This is a genomic window from Planococcus sp. APC 3906 (assembly GCF_030407685.1).
In the GTDB taxonomy this organism is placed as follows: Bacteria; Bacillota; Bacilli; order Bacillales_A; family Planococcaceae; genus Planococcus; species Planococcus koreensis.
Genome location: NZ_JASDCW010000001.1, coordinates 162,236 through 177,200 on the forward strand (window position 1 = coordinate 162,236; position 14,965 = coordinate 177,200).

General features: G+C 48.6%; 14 protein-coding genes. All 14 read left to right on the top strand.

Annotated features, from left to right (window positions below; genetic code table 11):
* Positions 1–2: 2 nt before the first annotated feature.
* The 14 genes from QMA09_RS00815 to QMA09_RS00880 all read left to right on the top strand — a co-directional run bounded on the left by QMA09_RS00815 (position 3) and on the right by QMA09_RS00880 (position 14,929).
* Positions 3–1,016, top strand: coding sequence for an ABC transporter ATP-binding protein (locus tag QMA09_RS00815; RefSeq protein WP_135505338.1), 1,014 nt, complete (start codon positions 3–5; stop codon positions 1,014–1,016).
* The gene (locus QMA09_RS00820; protein ID WP_290211672.1) at positions 982–1,983 is read left to right on the top strand and encodes an ABC transporter ATP-binding protein; all 1,002 of its coding nucleotides are present in this window, start codon (positions 982–984) and stop codon (positions 1,981–1,983) included. Before QMA09_RS00815 ends, QMA09_RS00820 begins: the two co-directional genes overlap by 35 nt.
* 60 nt (positions 1,984–2,043) lie before the next feature.
* Positions 2,044–3,648, top strand: a complete 1,605-nt coding sequence (locus QMA09_RS00825; RefSeq protein WP_290211673.1) for a gamma-glutamyltransferase family protein — start codon at positions 2,044–2,046, stop codon at positions 3,646–3,648.
* Positions 3,649–3,665: 17 nt separating this feature from the next.
* Positions 3,666–4,241: a chromate transporter gene (locus QMA09_RS00830; RefSeq protein ID WP_135505388.1), complete on the top strand. Its 576-nt coding sequence runs from the start codon at positions 3,666–3,668 to the stop codon at positions 4,239–4,241.
* The gene (locus QMA09_RS00835; protein WP_135505332.1) at positions 4,238–4,771 is read left to right on the top strand and encodes a chromate transporter; all 534 of its coding nucleotides are present in this window, start codon (positions 4,238–4,240) and stop codon (positions 4,769–4,771) included. The genes QMA09_RS00830 and QMA09_RS00835 overlap by 4 nt, the downstream gene beginning before the upstream one ends.
* A gap of 586 nt (positions 4,772–5,357) precedes the next feature.
* Positions 5,358–5,861: an RrF2 family transcriptional regulator gene (locus QMA09_RS00840; RefSeq protein WP_290211674.1), complete on the top strand. Its 504-nt coding sequence runs from the start codon at positions 5,358–5,360 to the stop codon at positions 5,859–5,861.
* On the top strand, positions 5,858–6,082 hold the full coding sequence (locus QMA09_RS00845; protein WP_135505328.1) for a DUF896 domain-containing protein: 225 nt from the start codon (positions 5,858–5,860) through the stop codon (positions 6,080–6,082). The genes QMA09_RS00840 and QMA09_RS00845 overlap by 4 nt, the downstream gene beginning before the upstream one ends.
* A gap of 17 nt (positions 6,083–6,099) precedes the next feature.
* Positions 6,100–6,969 carry an Hsp33 family molecular chaperone HslO gene (hslO, locus tag QMA09_RS00850; RefSeq protein WP_290211675.1) on the top strand — a complete coding sequence of 290 codons (870 nt, stop codon included), beginning with the start codon at positions 6,100–6,102 and terminating at the stop codon, positions 6,967–6,969.
* 197 nt (positions 6,970–7,166) lie between these two features.
* Complete coding sequence (locus tag QMA09_RS00855; RefSeq protein WP_135505325.1) at positions 7,167–7,769, top strand: alpha/beta hydrolase; 603 nt, start codon at positions 7,167–7,169, stop codon at positions 7,767–7,769.
* Positions 7,770–7,827: 58 nt separating this feature from the next.
* Entirely contained in the window at positions 7,828–8,793 is a 966-nt protein-coding gene (locus QMA09_RS00860; RefSeq protein ID WP_290211676.1) for a glutaminase, read from the top strand.
* Between the two features lie 126 nt (positions 8,794–8,919).
* Positions 8,920–10,968 carry a catalase gene (locus QMA09_RS00865; protein WP_290211677.1) on the top strand — a complete coding sequence of 683 codons (2,049 nt, stop codon included), beginning with the start codon at positions 8,920–8,922 and terminating at the stop codon, positions 10,966–10,968.
* 138 nt (positions 10,969–11,106) lie between these two features.
* Positions 11,107–12,333, top strand: a complete 1,227-nt coding sequence (locus QMA09_RS00870; RefSeq protein ID WP_135500889.1) for a DUF2382 domain-containing protein — start codon at positions 11,107–11,109, stop codon at positions 12,331–12,333.
* 85 nt (positions 12,334–12,418) lie between these two features.
* The gene (locus QMA09_RS00875) at positions 12,419–12,619 is read left to right on the top strand and encodes a YwbE family protein (protein ID WP_135500887.1); all 201 of its coding nucleotides are present in this window, start codon (positions 12,419–12,421) and stop codon (positions 12,617–12,619) included.
* 183 nt (positions 12,620–12,802) lie between these two features.
* Positions 12,803–14,929, top strand: coding sequence for an ATP-dependent helicase (locus QMA09_RS00880; protein WP_290211678.1), 2,127 nt, complete (start codon positions 12,803–12,805; stop codon positions 14,927–14,929).
* Positions 14,930–14,965: the final 36 nt, after the last annotated feature.

Sequence of the window (14,965 nt, forward strand, 5' to 3'; positions counted from 1 at the left end):
ATATGGGAGAAAGATTGCTTGACGTGAAGAATTTGGTCACATCATTTCGTACAGCCGATGGAACATTGCAAGCGGTCAGAGATGTTTCTTTCCATGTCGATAAAGGGGAAACGCTTTGCATCGTCGGCGAGTCCGGCTGCGGGAAAAGCATCACTTCTTTATCGGTGATGCGCTTGCTGCCATCCAACGGTTCAATTGAAAGCGGGGAGATTCTGCTGAACGGCGAACCTCTTCAAAATCTATCAAATGAACAAATGCGAAAAATCCGCGGCAACCGGCTTTCAATGATTTTCCAAGAGCCGATGACTGCGTTGAATCCGGTTTTGACGATCGGCTATCAATTAAGGGAGCCGCTGATGCTGCACCATAAAGTGTCTAAAGCAGAAGCATCGAAACAAGGCATTGAATTGCTCCGGCAGGTGGGAATACCCAATCCGGAGAAACGGTTGAACCAATACCCGCATGAATTGAGCGGGGGGATGCGGCAACGGGTCATGATCGCCATGGCCTTGTCCTGCCACCCGAGTCTGCTGATTGCGGATGAACCTACTACGGCGCTGGATGTTACCATCCAGGCACAGATTCTGGACTTGATCAAAGACTTGAAAGAGAAATTGAATATGGGCGTTTTGATGATTACACATGATATGGGTGTCGTAGCAGAAGTTGCCGACCGCGTCATGGTCATGTACGCAGGCAAGAAAATCGAAGAAGGGCCGGTGGAAGAAATATTCACCAATCCGAGCCATCCCTATACGTTAGGGTTGCTGCATTCGGTGCCGAACGTCGATGATCCTGAATTTGAACTGGAGCCGATTCCGGGCAATATGCCTGGATTGAATGAACAAATCAGCGGCTGCCGTTTCCATCCACGATGCAAATTCGCTATGGATAAATGCAAAGTGACGGAACCTCCTAATTTCAAGGTATCCAATGGCCATAGTGCGATGTGCTGGCTGAATGAAAAGGAGGCCGAAAAAGATGAAAGCAGTGGAAGAGTCACGGTCGAATCCTGAAGTCCTCGTTGAATTGAATGGCGTTAAAAAATACTTTCCGATTAAAGGCGGAGTCTTTAAACGGGTTGTCGGCAATGTCAAAGCCGTTGAGTCGGTAACACTGAAATTATACAAAGGAGAAAGCCTCGGAGTGGTGGGGGAATCCGGCTGTGGAAAATCGACGCTGGGGCGCACAATCCTCGGGCTTGAGGAGCTGACTGATGGTACAATTAGCTTCGGGCAGCAGGAAATCCAGGATCTGAGCCGCAAGGAAAAAAAGAAATTTGTCAAAGAAATGCAGATGATTTTCCAAGATCCTTACGCTTCGCTGAATCCGCGCCAACGCATCGGGCATGCATTGGATGAAGTGTTTAAGATGCATACCGATATGTCGGCGAAAGAGCGGAAAGATTCCGTTTTGAGCTTGTTAGCCGAAGTGGGGCTGAAGCCTGAACATTACGACCGCTATCCACATGAATTCAGCGGCGGGCAACGGCAGCGAATTGGCATTGCACGGGCAATTGCCCTCAATCCTTCTTTTGTCATTTGCGATGAAGCGGTATCGGCATTGGATGTTTCAGTGCAGGCGCAAGTCTTGAAACTGCTGAAAACGATCCAGAAAAAATACGATCTTTCTTATATGTTCATTTCCCACGATTTAGGAGTTGTGCGTTACTTCTGCGATCGGGTGCTTGTTATGTACCTCGGGAATATGGTGGAAATGAGCGATGTATCCAAAATCTTCAACAACCCGCTCCACCCTTATACAAAAGCGTTGTTGTCGGCGATTCCAAGGCCGGCGATCAACGCGAAACGCGAACGCATCCGCCTTGTAGGCGATATGCCGAATCCGGCAAATCCGCCTACAGGCTGCCCATTCCATACCCGTTGTCCGATTGCACAGGATGTTTGTACAGTGGATAAGCCGGCGTTTGTGGAACATGAACCAAATCATTTTGCGGCGTGCCATTTCGCGGGCAAACTATGAGCCGGGTGCCGGGGGAAACTCCGGCAGCTGGCTTTTATTCTTATAACTGGAGGAATTTTAATGGACTATTTACAGCACCCATTCGAATCAAAAAGGCATACGGTATTTTCAAAAAAGGGCATGGTTGCAACTTCCCAGCCTTTAGCGGCCCAAGCAGGAATCGAAGTGATGCAAAACGGCGGCAATGCAATTGATGCTGCAATTGCGACAGCAGCAGCGCTGACGGTCGTTGAACCGACTTCCAATGGAATCGGGGGAGATGCATTTGCTCTGGTATGGGTGAAGGACAAGCTCCACGGACTGAACAGTTCTGGTCCGGCACCGGCGAAGATTTCAGTAGAAGCGGTAAAAGCGCTTGGCCACGACAAGATGCCGGTGCACGGCGTCGTGCCAGTAACCGTTCCTGGCGTTCCCGCTGCATGGGCGGAACTTTCCAGCAAATTCGGCAAATTGCCTTTGTCCGAAGCGTTAAAACCGGCAATCCGCTATGCAGAAGAAGGTTATCCGTTGACGCCGATTCTCGGCAAGTACTGGAAAGCGGCTTATGAAAAATTCAAGGATTCGTTCACTTCCGAAGAATACCAATCGTGGTTTGATACGTTCGCACCGAATGGCAAGGCTCCGGAAATTGGAGAAATGTGGTCTTCGCCAGGACATGCGTCGACATTGAAGGAAATAGCTGAAACAGAAGGGCGTTCTTTCTATGAAGGGCCGCTCGCTGAAAAAATCGATGCCTTCATGAAGGAGCATAATGGCTTCCTTGCAAAAGAGGACCTTGCAGCATTCAAACCGCAATGGGTTGAACCGGTATCCGCCCATTACCGAGGTTATGATGTGTGGGAAATCCCACCCAACGGCCAAGGCATGGTAGCGTTGATGGCATTGAATATCTTCAAAAAACTGAAAGAGCCGAAATGGCAGTCAGCTGACACCTATCATGCACAAATCGAAGCGATGAAGCTGGCTTTCACAGACGGCAAAGAATTCATCACGGAACCGGAAGCGATGCCTGTCAGCGTCGAACATCTTCTATCTGAAGAATATGCGGCCCAGCGCGCCGGTACAATCGGTGAAAGTGCAGCAGATCCTGTTCCTTACGAGCTGCCTAAAGGCGGGACCGTTTATTTGTCTGCAGCAGATGAAGAAGGCAATATGATTTCCTATATCCAGAGCAATTACATGGGCTTCGGTTCAGGAATCGTCATTCCGGGAACGGGAATCGGCCTCCAGAACCGCGGAGCGGATTTCTCGCTTGAACCGCAGCATCCGAATGTCCTGCAAGGCGGGAAACGGACATACCACACGATTATTCCTGGATTCCTGACCAAAGATGGCAAAGCGGTCGGTCCATTCGGCGTAATGGGCGGCTACATGCAACCGCAAGGCCATTTCCAAGTGGTCACGAACACCATCGACTATTTAATGAATCCACAGGCTGCTCTCGATATGCCGAGATGGCAATGGATGGGCGGCAAAACGATTTTGGTCGAGCCGAACTTCCCGAATTATTTAGCGCAGTCGCTTGCGCGTAAAGGGCATGCAATTCAAGTAGCTACAGACGGCGGTGCTTTTGGCCGCGGCCAGATCATCTGGCGCAATCCGGACACGGGCGTATTGTCAGGCGGCACAGAGTCCCGTACGGATGGAGCCGTGGCTGTTTGGTGACTGAAGGGAAAAAAGGGATGGAGCCGCGGGCTGGTTCAGCCTTAAAAATCAATGCCGATTTATTTGCCGCCTTTTTTCGCGTCGGTATTTTAGGCTTTGGCGGAGGTCCGTCGGCAATCCCTCTTTTCCATGCGGAAGCTGTGAAAAAATATGATTGGATGACTGAAGACGAGTTCAGCGATACCTTGGCGCTTGCCAATACGATGCCAGGGCCGATTGCCACGAAAATGGCCGGCTATATCGGCTATCGCATCGGCGGCATCGTTGGCAGCATGACGGCGCTGATTGCGTTAGTGGTGCCGACGGTCCTGATGATGATCCTGTTGCTTGGTGCATTACAGCAATTCAAGGGTGTGGAATGGGTCAACAGCATGTCAGCAGCAGTTGTCCCGGTTGTTGCGGTCATGCTTGGGGTGATGACTTGGGATTTCGTGAAAAAATCCGGGCAATCCCTGGGCTGGCCTCGCGCTGCCTTGCTGCTCGGAATTTCAGTCCTGTTGATGGAAATCCTCCATATCCATCCAGTTGTTTTAATCATCGGAATTTTGTTGATCGTGTTGCTGGGCTTTAGAAAAGGAGGGCGGACAGCGTGATTTACTGGTCCATTTTTCTGGCGTTTTTTATTCCTGGCATTTTGGGCTATGGCGGAGGCCCTGCTTCTATCCCGCTCGTTGAGAAGGAAGTGGTTGACCGGTACGGCTGGATGACGACGCAGGAATTTGGGGAAGTGCTGGCATTGGGGAATGCACTTCCAGGACCGATTGCGACGAAAATGGCTGGCTATATCGGATATATGGAGGGCGGAATCCTCGGCTCGTTTATCGGGCTGTTCGCTTCGATAGCACCTTCGCTGATTTTGATGGTCGCGTTGATGATGACGTTGATGAAGTACAAAGATTCCCCGAAAGTCAAAAACATCACGAAGATGATCCGTCCCGTCATCGCTGTTCTTTTGGGCGCCATGACGCTGCAGTTTTTCATGACATCGGCTGAAACGTCCGGCGGTGTGCAGACCGTAGTACTTGCGGTGCTCAGCTACTGGCTATTGGAAATCAAGAAAATCCATCCGGCTTTTGTCATTTTGCTCGCACTTGTCTACGGAGGCCTCAGCGGTTTGTTTTAGTATGTGACTCTTAATATCTTTTCATTTCGCTTCAACGCACTTTCATGTCTCGAAGCTAGCGAAGCGATGCAGAGACAGACGGACGCTTTCCGCGGGCACGGCTTCAGTCTCCTCGTCGCTTCGCTCCTGCGGGGCCTTCAGCTCGCGTCGTTCTGTCGCTTTGCTCCGTCACTGCTCCCGCGGGAGTCGCCGTCTTCCGCTTCATTCAAAAGTGTTTCTTAAGAACAAGTTATTTCTTTGATTGAAGAACTTCAAAGATATACTATCTGTAGTTTAATACTAGTCTCTAGATATGGAGCAAAACAGCGTAGACGCCTGCGACGAAGCTAGCGAAGCGATGCAGGAGCATCGGTTTTCGAAGCGAGCGAGGAGGCTTGGCGCTCGCCCGCGGCAAGCGCAGCTGTTTTGCGGAATATCGTTTTTACAAATTGTATATGGCTTAGTTCCTCAATAACCTCCAAACCATCCGCCTGCAGCGGATGGTTTTTTGCTGCAGGCAGAAACCTTTACTTCTAATTCGAGATATTTTATGATTGCAATCAAGGACAATTGTTGTCCTCGTTAATAAGGGATAGAGGTGAATTTCATGCACATGAAGACAGGGGTCGAACAATCCGTATATGCCATTCTTTTGCTGAATATGCTGCCGGGCAGAGCGGTGCTTTCCGGGGAAGCAATCAGCCAGCAGCTGAACGCATCACCCACTTATTTTCAGAAGTTGTTGAGGAAATTGGTCAGTGCGGATCTGGTGGCATCAGTGCCTGGCGTCAAAGGTGGATTCCGGTTGAAGAAGCGGCCCGAGGAAATCTGTGTGTACGATATTTACTTGGCAATCGAGGGCAGGCAATCGCTGTATTCTCCAAGCGGAATATTAGGTGATTTGCTGGAACTTGAAAAAAAAGAGGCCAGTTGCTTGTTGACGGATTTGATGGATGAAGCCGAATCGGCATGGAGAGCTGTTATGGAGCGCGAAACAGTGGCTTCATTGGCACGGAAGATGGAAGAAGAGCGATTCCAGCCGAAAGCGGCAGAACTTCAAAAATGGTTAAACGAAAAAATGCTTGTTCAGGAAAGGAGCGGTAATCGATGATTGCAAGTTTGACGCGCATTAACGAATTATCAAAAATAGCAAAAGAAATAGGTTTGACGAAAGCCCAGGAAGTGGAACGGCAAGTGCTGCGCGAAGATTATCTGCGCGAGATTCGTGGACAGGTAGAAAGTTCGGTTACCGGATTGACGATTATCGACCCACTCGGCAACGACGTTACGCCAGAAAAATTAAAAGATAAAACCATTAATAATAATATATAGAAAGAAAGTGATTATAGATGAATGATTATTTAGTAAAAGCATTAGCGTACGACGGGCAAGTCCGTGCTTACGCCACACGAACAACTGAATCTGTTGGGGAGGCGCAGCGCCGCCATTATACGTGGCCGACTGCTTCCGCTGCACTTGGCCGCTCAATGACAGCGACCGTCATGCTCGGAGCCATGATGAAAGGCGAAGAAAAGCTGACGATCAAAATCAACGGCAATGGCCCGCTTGGAACGATTTTAGTGGACGCCAATGCCAAAGGGGAAGTCAGAGGCTATGTGTCGAACCCGCATACCCATTTTGATTTGAATGAAAAAGGAAAATTGGATGTGCGCCGCGCTGTCGGAACGGAAGGCACACTGTCGGTATCAAAAGACATCGGCTTGCTGCATCCTTTCGTCGGGCAAGTGCCGCTCGTATCCGGAGAACTGGGTGAAGACTTCACGCATTATATTGTTACTTCAGAGCAGGTTCCTTCTTCAGTCGGAGTCGGCGTAATTGTCAATCCGGACAATAGCATCCAGGCTTCAGGAGGCTTTATCATCCAGTTGATGCCGGGCACTGAAGAAAGTGTCATTGCGCATATTGAACAGCGCCTATCGGAAATTCCGACCATTTCAAGCATGGTGCGCGACGGCTTGACACCAGAAGAGATTTTGTCGGAAGTTCTTGGCAGCGAGAATGTCAAAGTCCTTGAAAAAATGCCTGTGCAATTCCAATGCCAATGTTCACGTGAGCGCATCTCGAATGCCATCGTCAGCCTTGGCCCGGCAGAAATCGAGGACATGATTGCGACTGATGGCCAAGCGGAAGCCCAATGCCATTTCTGCAATGAAACATACCATTTTTCCAAACAGCATCTCGAAGAAATGCTTGGTTAGAAGTTTAATAGGAATGCAGCGGATCTGTTCCGCTGCATTTTTTTTGGTAGAAAACCGCTGTTTTACTGAAAGCGGATTAGTTGGTATGAAACGAAAAGTATGTTATTATTATCTCGAATTCAAGATAAGTTTTAAGCTAATCAAAAAAGGGGAAAGCCTGAACAGGGGCTTTCTACTATCTCAGGAGGTTTTAAAAAATGAAACACATATTCCAAAAAGGTACCGACCCATCCAAACCAACATTTCTGATGCTCCATGGCACAGGAGGCAACGAAAACGACTTGCTGCCGATTGCAGCTCATATCGATTCGCAGGCTTCCGTCTTAAGTGTCCGCGGCAACGTTTCAGAAAATGGCATGCCGCGCTTTTTCAAGCGCTTGTCTGAAGGTGTATTCGATATGGAAGATTTAAAAATGCGGACGGAAGAATTACACGAGTTTATTGGCAAAGCAGCTGAAGAACACGGTTTTGACCGTGCCAATGTCATCGCCATCGGCTACTCGAACGGAGCGAATATTGCAGCCAATCTGCTTTTCACATACGCAGATGCGCTGAAAGGTGCGATTCTCCACCACCCGATGGTGCCGAACCGCGATACGGAATTACCGGACTTGGCAAATGTTCCTGTATTCATTGCAGCCGGTACGAATGATCCGATTTGCCCGGCACAAGAGTCGACAGATCTGGAGCGGCTTTTAAGCGATGCCGGCGCAAGCGTCAAGCTTCATTGGGAAAATTATGGACATCAATTGACCATGCCGGAAGTCGAAGCGGCGAAAGAATGGTACGATAACTTATAATCAATCAACCCCTCTTGCGTAAAAGAGGGGTTTTCGAAATTTCAGGAGGAGGGATGTTATGAAGGAAAACCCGCATATCCAGGAGCAGCTCGAAGCATGGGTGAAAGAAAACAAGGGGCATGCCGTCTTAGGCACGACCGCCCAATATATTCCGGCGCTTGGCAAAGTCGACCCAAGCCTTCTGGGCATCTGTATGGTCGATGAAGACGGCCATTATTATTGTGCAGGGGATACGGACAAGGAATTCACACTGCAAAGCATATCAAAGGCCTTGACGTTCATCGCTGTCAGTTGCCATTACGGCTTGGATTTCGTGTTGGAGCGCGTCGATGTCGAGCCGACCGGAGAAGCGTTCAATTCGATTATCCCATTTGAAATACACCGGCCGAACAAACCATTCAATCCTTTTATCAATGCAGGAGCAATAACTATTTCTGCACTCTTGCCAGGTCCGACAAGCCAGAAGAAATACGAATTTTTACTGGAATTTCTGGAAAAGCTCGTCGGCCATCCGTTGGAGCTTGATAAGGAAGTGTACGATTCTGAATGGAAGACATCCCATCGCAATCGGGCACTTGCCTACTACTTGAAAGAAGCGAAGTTTTTGGATATTGAAGTGGAGGAAGCATTGGATATATACATCCGCCAATGCTCCATCAAAATGAGCGTCAAGGACTTGGCGCTGATCGGGCTGATCATCGCATACGACGGTTTTAACCCGATTACGAAGGAAACGCATTTCTCGGCTGAAATTGCGCAAGTTGCCAAAGTCTTGATGGTCACCTGCGGCATGTACAATTCATCCGGCAATTTTGCTGCGCATGTCGGCATCCCAGCAAAAAGCGGCGTGTCTGGCGGAATCATGGGGGCTGTGCCTCCGAAATTACATTCCCAGACCTACGAATTCAAGGCTGGTGCAGGCATCGGGGTTTACGGACCGGCGATTGATGTTCAAGGGAACAGCGCAGCGGGGACAATGATGCTGCGGCAGATTTCAAAAGAATGGGATTTAAGTATATTTTAAGTGGGAAGTCCTGCAGGCTATTCATGCCTGCAGGGCTTTTTTCATGTTTTTCCATTTTGCGTTTTATTAAAAAATTTAGAGGGTAGAAAGATTAAAGAAAGAAAATTGCGGCAGAGGAGTGGAGAAATGGATAAGAAAACAAAAATCGGCGCTGACAGCAAAGACGAACAGTTGGAGCAATTCCGCAGCGATGACGCCGGTAAGCATCTTACAACCAACCAGGGAGTCAAAGTATCGGAGGATGAATTTTCACTGAAAGCTGGAGAACGCGGGCCAACGCTGATGGAGGATTTTCATTTCCGCGAAAAAATGACGCATTTTGACCATGAGCGGATTCCTGAGCGTGTGGTCCATGCCAGAGGCTATGCGGCGCATGGTGTTTTCGAAGCATATGATTCATTGGAACATTTGACGAAAGCCAAATTCCTGTCCGAGAAAGGCAAGAAAACGCCTGTTTTCGTTCGTTTCTCCACTGTAGCAGGATCTAGAGGCTCCGCTGAAACCGTGAGGGATGTGCGTGGATTTGCGACAAAATTCTATACAGAAGAAGGGAATTACGATTTGGTCGGCAACAATATGCCTGTTTTTTTTATTCAGGATGCCATCAAATTCCCGGATTTTGTCCATGCCGTAAAACCGGAACCGCATAACGAAATGCCGCAGGCAGCAAGTGCCCATGATACATTATGGGATTTCGTCGCGTACAACCAGGAAACGGCCCATGCCATCATGTGGCTGATGTCTGACCGCGCCTTGCCGCGCAGCTTCCGCACGATGGATGGCTTCGGCGTCCATGCATTCCGCTTCGTCAATGCGGAAGGAAAATCCCATTTCGTGAAATTCAACTGGAAATCGACGCTCGGCGTGCATTCGCTCGTGTGGGACGAAGCACAGAAGATTTCAGGCAAAGACCCGGACTTCCACCGCCGTGATTTATACGACGCAATCGAAAACGGGGACTACCCGGAATATGAGCTAGGGGTTCAAATCATCCCTGAAGAAGATGAACATAAATTCGACTTTGATTTGCTTGATGCTACCAAACTTTGGCCGCAGGAAGAAATCCCGATTCAAATTGTCGGCAAGATGACGCTGAACCGCAATGTCGATAACGTTTTCGCAGAAACCGAGCAAGTGGCATTCCATGCGGGGCATGTTGTTCCTGGAATCGATTTTTCCAACGATCCATTGCTCCAGGGTCGCTTGTTCTCCTATACAGACACGCAATTGATCCGCCTTGGAGGTCCGAATTTCCATGAGCTGCCGATTAACCGGCCGGTTTGCCCATTCCATAACAACCAGCGCGATGGCTACGGGCGCCAGACGATCAACCGCGGGCAAGTCTCCTACCATAAAAATGGCTTAGCCAATAATACTCCTGCACCAGCAAGTCCGGCGGATGGCGGCTTCGAACATTACCAGGAAAAAATGGAAGGGCGCAAAGTGCGTGCGCGCAGCGAAAGCTTCAAAGACCATTTTTCACAGGCTGCGATGTTCTGGAATAGTATGTCCGCGCCTGAAAAAGAGCATATCATCGAGGCGTTCAGTTTCGAACTTGGAAAGTGTAAAGAGAAAGTGGTGCGCCAAAACGCGGTCGACATGTTCGCAAATGTAAACCTTGAAATGGCTCAGACCGTAGCGAAAAATGTCGGGGCAGTGCCGCCGGAAAGCGGTAACACCGAGATCGGCAAAACTTCTCCGGCGTTAAGCCAGGAAAATACGATCAAAACGCCAGCGACCCGTAAAGTCGGCGTCCTGCTGGGAGACGGCTTTGAAGATAAAGAAGTATCGAAAGTATTCGACGCATTGAAAGCTAAAGGGCTTCAAGTGGAGATTGTCAGTGAAATGCAAGGCATGGTCACAGGCAAGAACGGCGGCGAATTTGAAGTGGACCATACGTTTACTACAGCGGATCCTGTGCTATATGATGCAATTTACGCAGTAGGCAGCGAAAACGTCAGCCGGAAATTCGCTAAAGAAGCGGCGCGATATGTCGGTGAAGCATTTGACCATTACAAACCTGTCGGAGCTACTCATGACGGCATGAAGTGGATTGAAGCGGCCCATATTCAAGGGCAGCCGGGTGTTATTACTGGAGCGGCAGCCGACAATTTTGCAGCTGATTTTATTGCTGCGATCACCAAGCATCGCCATTGGGACCGCCAAGTAGAATAAGATTTCGCATTATAATCCTTTAGTCCTTAAAATGCAATAAAGTGTTTGAGTGATTTTGAGGTGGGTATTCCAAGACTAGGCAAGATTTTTCGCAATACAAAAATTTAGGTACACATAAAAAAATTGGAGGAATAGAAAATGGCCAACAATAAATTTATGGGAACTTTCGACACTGAATCAGAGGTATTAAGAAAAATCGAAGAATTGAGAGAGCAAGGCATTTCTGAAGATCATATGTACGTCATGGCGCATGATAAAGAACAGCTGTCCATGGTAAGAGGGCGCACGGACGTGGATTACAAATCTGCAGAAGGCGGCTGGATGGATAAATTCATGGGCTTCCTTTCAGGCAATGAACCGGTTCGTGAAGCATTCTCAGGCATGGGTGTAGATGACCAGGAAGCAGACCGTTATTACCAGGATGTCCAGAATGGCAAGATTTTGCTGTTTGTCGATCAGGAGATCGGTACGAATTACGACTCAAAAGATAGTGATATCGACCGCAATGTGTACGGCGATCCAGGGAATAATACAACAGGTGCCGCAGGCTATGTCGGCGCAACCGGTGGAACTGCCGGCTATGGCGACTCAGGAATGGTAGGGCGCGACGGCTTGACAGTGGATACAAACGAATCGAACGACGTCAACTACCACCGGGAACGCGGTGAGCGCGGCCTGACAGATGACGATGATTTGGCCGCTTCAGAGCGTCAAAATACTAACGAAACCGCTGGAGTCGGCGAAGACAGAGGAACAGGCTTCGGTTTAGGGCCAGGTGTTTCAGTAGATGGCGAAACTAGCAAAGACCGTGATACAGACCGGTTTGACACTACAAATGGAATGGAGCGCGATACCTTGAATAGAGACAACGAACGCTATACAGATACAGATCGAACAGCAGCTGATTTCTCTGGCACGGAAGAAGAACGTCTGCGCCTTCACGAAGAACGTTTGCATGTGAACAAAGACCGTGTACAGACCGGAGAAGTTAATGTCGGCAAACACACAGTGGAAAACGAACAGACGATTGACGTACCGGTAGAACGCGAAGAGATATATGTTGAACGGCGTCCGGTAAACGAAGAAGTTAATGGCGCTACAGCAGATGCTTACCAAGAAGGCGATAACATTCACATTCCATTGACAGAAGAACGCGTCAATGTTTCAAAAACGGATGTGGTCAGTGAAGAAATCGTAGTCGGTAAAAAGAAAGTCCAAGACACGGAAACAGTTCGTGAAACTGTCCGCAAAGAAGAAGCGGATATTGACGAAGGTGCTTCTTTCACCAATAAAAACAAAAAAGACACAACTTTGTCCGATCTTGATGATGACGATTTAGACGGCAACCGCAAAGAACATTTTTAAGCAGAGCATGCAAAGAGAGGCGGGGGAATCCCCGCCTTTTTGCATGCAAACATGTATACTGGAAGAAAGGCAGGAGGGATTTTGAATGGACGGCAAGAAAAGAAGTGACGTAAAACCTGGGCTGGAAGTCAATGTAATTTTAAAACAAGACCAGCGAAGCGGCAAAAAAACCCAAGGCATCGTTAAAGATTTATTGACCAATTCCGCGACGCATCCACATGGCATCAAGGTGAGGCTCCAAGACGGCCAAGTTGGCAGGGTCTGTGAAATCATCAGTCCGAAATAAACCGCATACAGGCAGTGCTTGCTGCATTGCGGAAAAGGGTTCATTCACATGAACCCTTTTTTACGTCAGAAAATTATTTGCCGGCGGACTTCAAGTTTTCCCTGCATCTTAAAAAACAGCAAATAATTATCGCGCAGCCATGGTAAAATAGAAGGAATGAAAGTGCGAAGGAGTATCTGCCGTATGAGCGATTTTTTTGAACGCAAACAACAACAGCTCGGCGTCGAGCTGAACAAAATACAGCGCAAAGCAGTGGAGCGGACTGAAGGCCCTTTGCTTCTTCTGGCATGTCCGGGATCCGGCAAGACCACCACAATGATTATGCGCATCGGCTACTTGATCGAAGAAAAAAAGGTGCCGGCACAGCGCATCAAAGCGATAACATTCAGCAAAGCGTCAGCTGTCGATATGCAGGAACGCTATAAACGGTTTTTCCCTGCGCTTGCACCTGTGGATTTCTCGACCATCCACAGCCTGGCTTTCCAAATCACCCGCGAGTATTTGTCGGAACTGCGCTATGTCATGATTGAAGGCAGCGAAAGCAACGGACTCCATAAAAAACGGCTGCTGCGGGAAATGTTTGAAACCGAAGTCGGGGAACCCATAACAGAAGACCAATTGGACGAATTGACTTCATTCATCAGCTTTGTGAAAAACAAAATGACACCGCGCAGCGAGTGGAAAAAGTTGAAGGCACCTTTTGAAGGCGCCATTGAAATACTAAAGACTTATGAAGCATTCAAAGAAAACTATGACGTTAGGTTAGTGGACTTTGACGATATGTTGTCGCTCGCGAACGAAGCGTTGGAAAAAGACAAAGCGCTCCTGAAAAAATACCAGCAGCGATGGGATTACGTGATGACCGATGAAAGCCAGGACACATCGATGATCCAGCACGCCATCGTCGAAAAGCTGGTGGCGCGCCATCAAAACCTCTGCGTTGTCGCTGATGACGATCAATCGATTTATACGTGGCGCGCGGCAGAGCCCACTTATTTATTGAAGTTCAAAACGGTTTATCCGAACGCTTACGTAATGAAGATGGAACGCAATTACCGGTCCACGAAAAATATTGTCGATGCCGCGAATTTATTCATCAAGACGAATAAGAAGCGCCATGACAAGAATATGTTCACCAAACAGCCGGAAGGCCAGCCAATCGTCATCAAACGGCTGGTTTCAGAAGATGCACAATTCAAATACCTGATGAAGGAATTGAAAGAACTGGACAATTTCGGCGAAGTAGCGATTTTGTACCGCAATAATTCATCATCCACGTTATTGATGAGCGAACTCGACCGGATGGGCATCCCGTTCTATATGAAAGACGGGGACAACCGGTTCTTCTCCCATTGGATTGTTGAAGACATGCTGAATTTTATGCGTTTCAGCTTAAAGCCGGAGCGCATCGATATATATTCGAAAATCGCTTCTAAAACCAATGCCTATTGGTCAGGAAGCCAATTGAAGTTCATGGCGAAGATGAAGCCGTCGGAAACCAATGCCTTTGATGAAATCAACCGCCACATCACTTTGAAGGATTACCAAATCCGGATATTGGGCGAGCAGAAGAAGTGGTTCGAAGCGCTGAAAGGCATGCAGCCGCTGAAAGTCATCCGCACCATACGGGCAGATCTGGGCTATGACCAGATGCTCGCAAGCCGCGCGGAAAAATTCGGGATGCGGCTGCAATACCTGGAGCAAATCCTGGTAACACTAGAGCAGATAGCAGCCCCGCTTGGCAGCATGATGGAATTTGCGAAGCGCCTGAAGGAATTGGAGCAAGTGACACAGGCAGCTAAAGCCGAAAAAACCGATGACATGCTGACACTTTCGACATTTCACAGCTCCAAAGGTTTGGAATTTGATCGGGTATACATGATCGACCTGGTGGAAGGGATCATCCCGACAGAAGAAGACACAGAGCAGGCGGATCTTCTTGAAGAGGCGCGGCGGCTGTTTTATGTCGGGATGACCCGCGCGAGAAAGCACCTGGAATTGATCAGCTACGACAGTGAATCCCGTTTTGTCGATGAAGTGCGGGATGTGGCGATTGCAGCAAAACCAGCTCTTAAGAAGGCTGCCGCAAAAGTGCAGCAGCCTGTCAAAGTGAAAGTGCCTGACAATCCGAATGCTGTAAAGGATGGCGGTGAACTAGTGGCGGGAGCAACTGTACGGCATCGTGTGTTCGGGGCAGGTGAAATCGTCGAACGTGACCATGAACGCCTGGTCATCCAATTTGCCAAAGAACGGAAAGAGCTGTTAATCGATATTTGCGTGAGCTACAAGCTGCTTGAAGTCATCGGGTAATTAGCCAGGCTCCTAGAAGAGATCAGAGAACGCGGG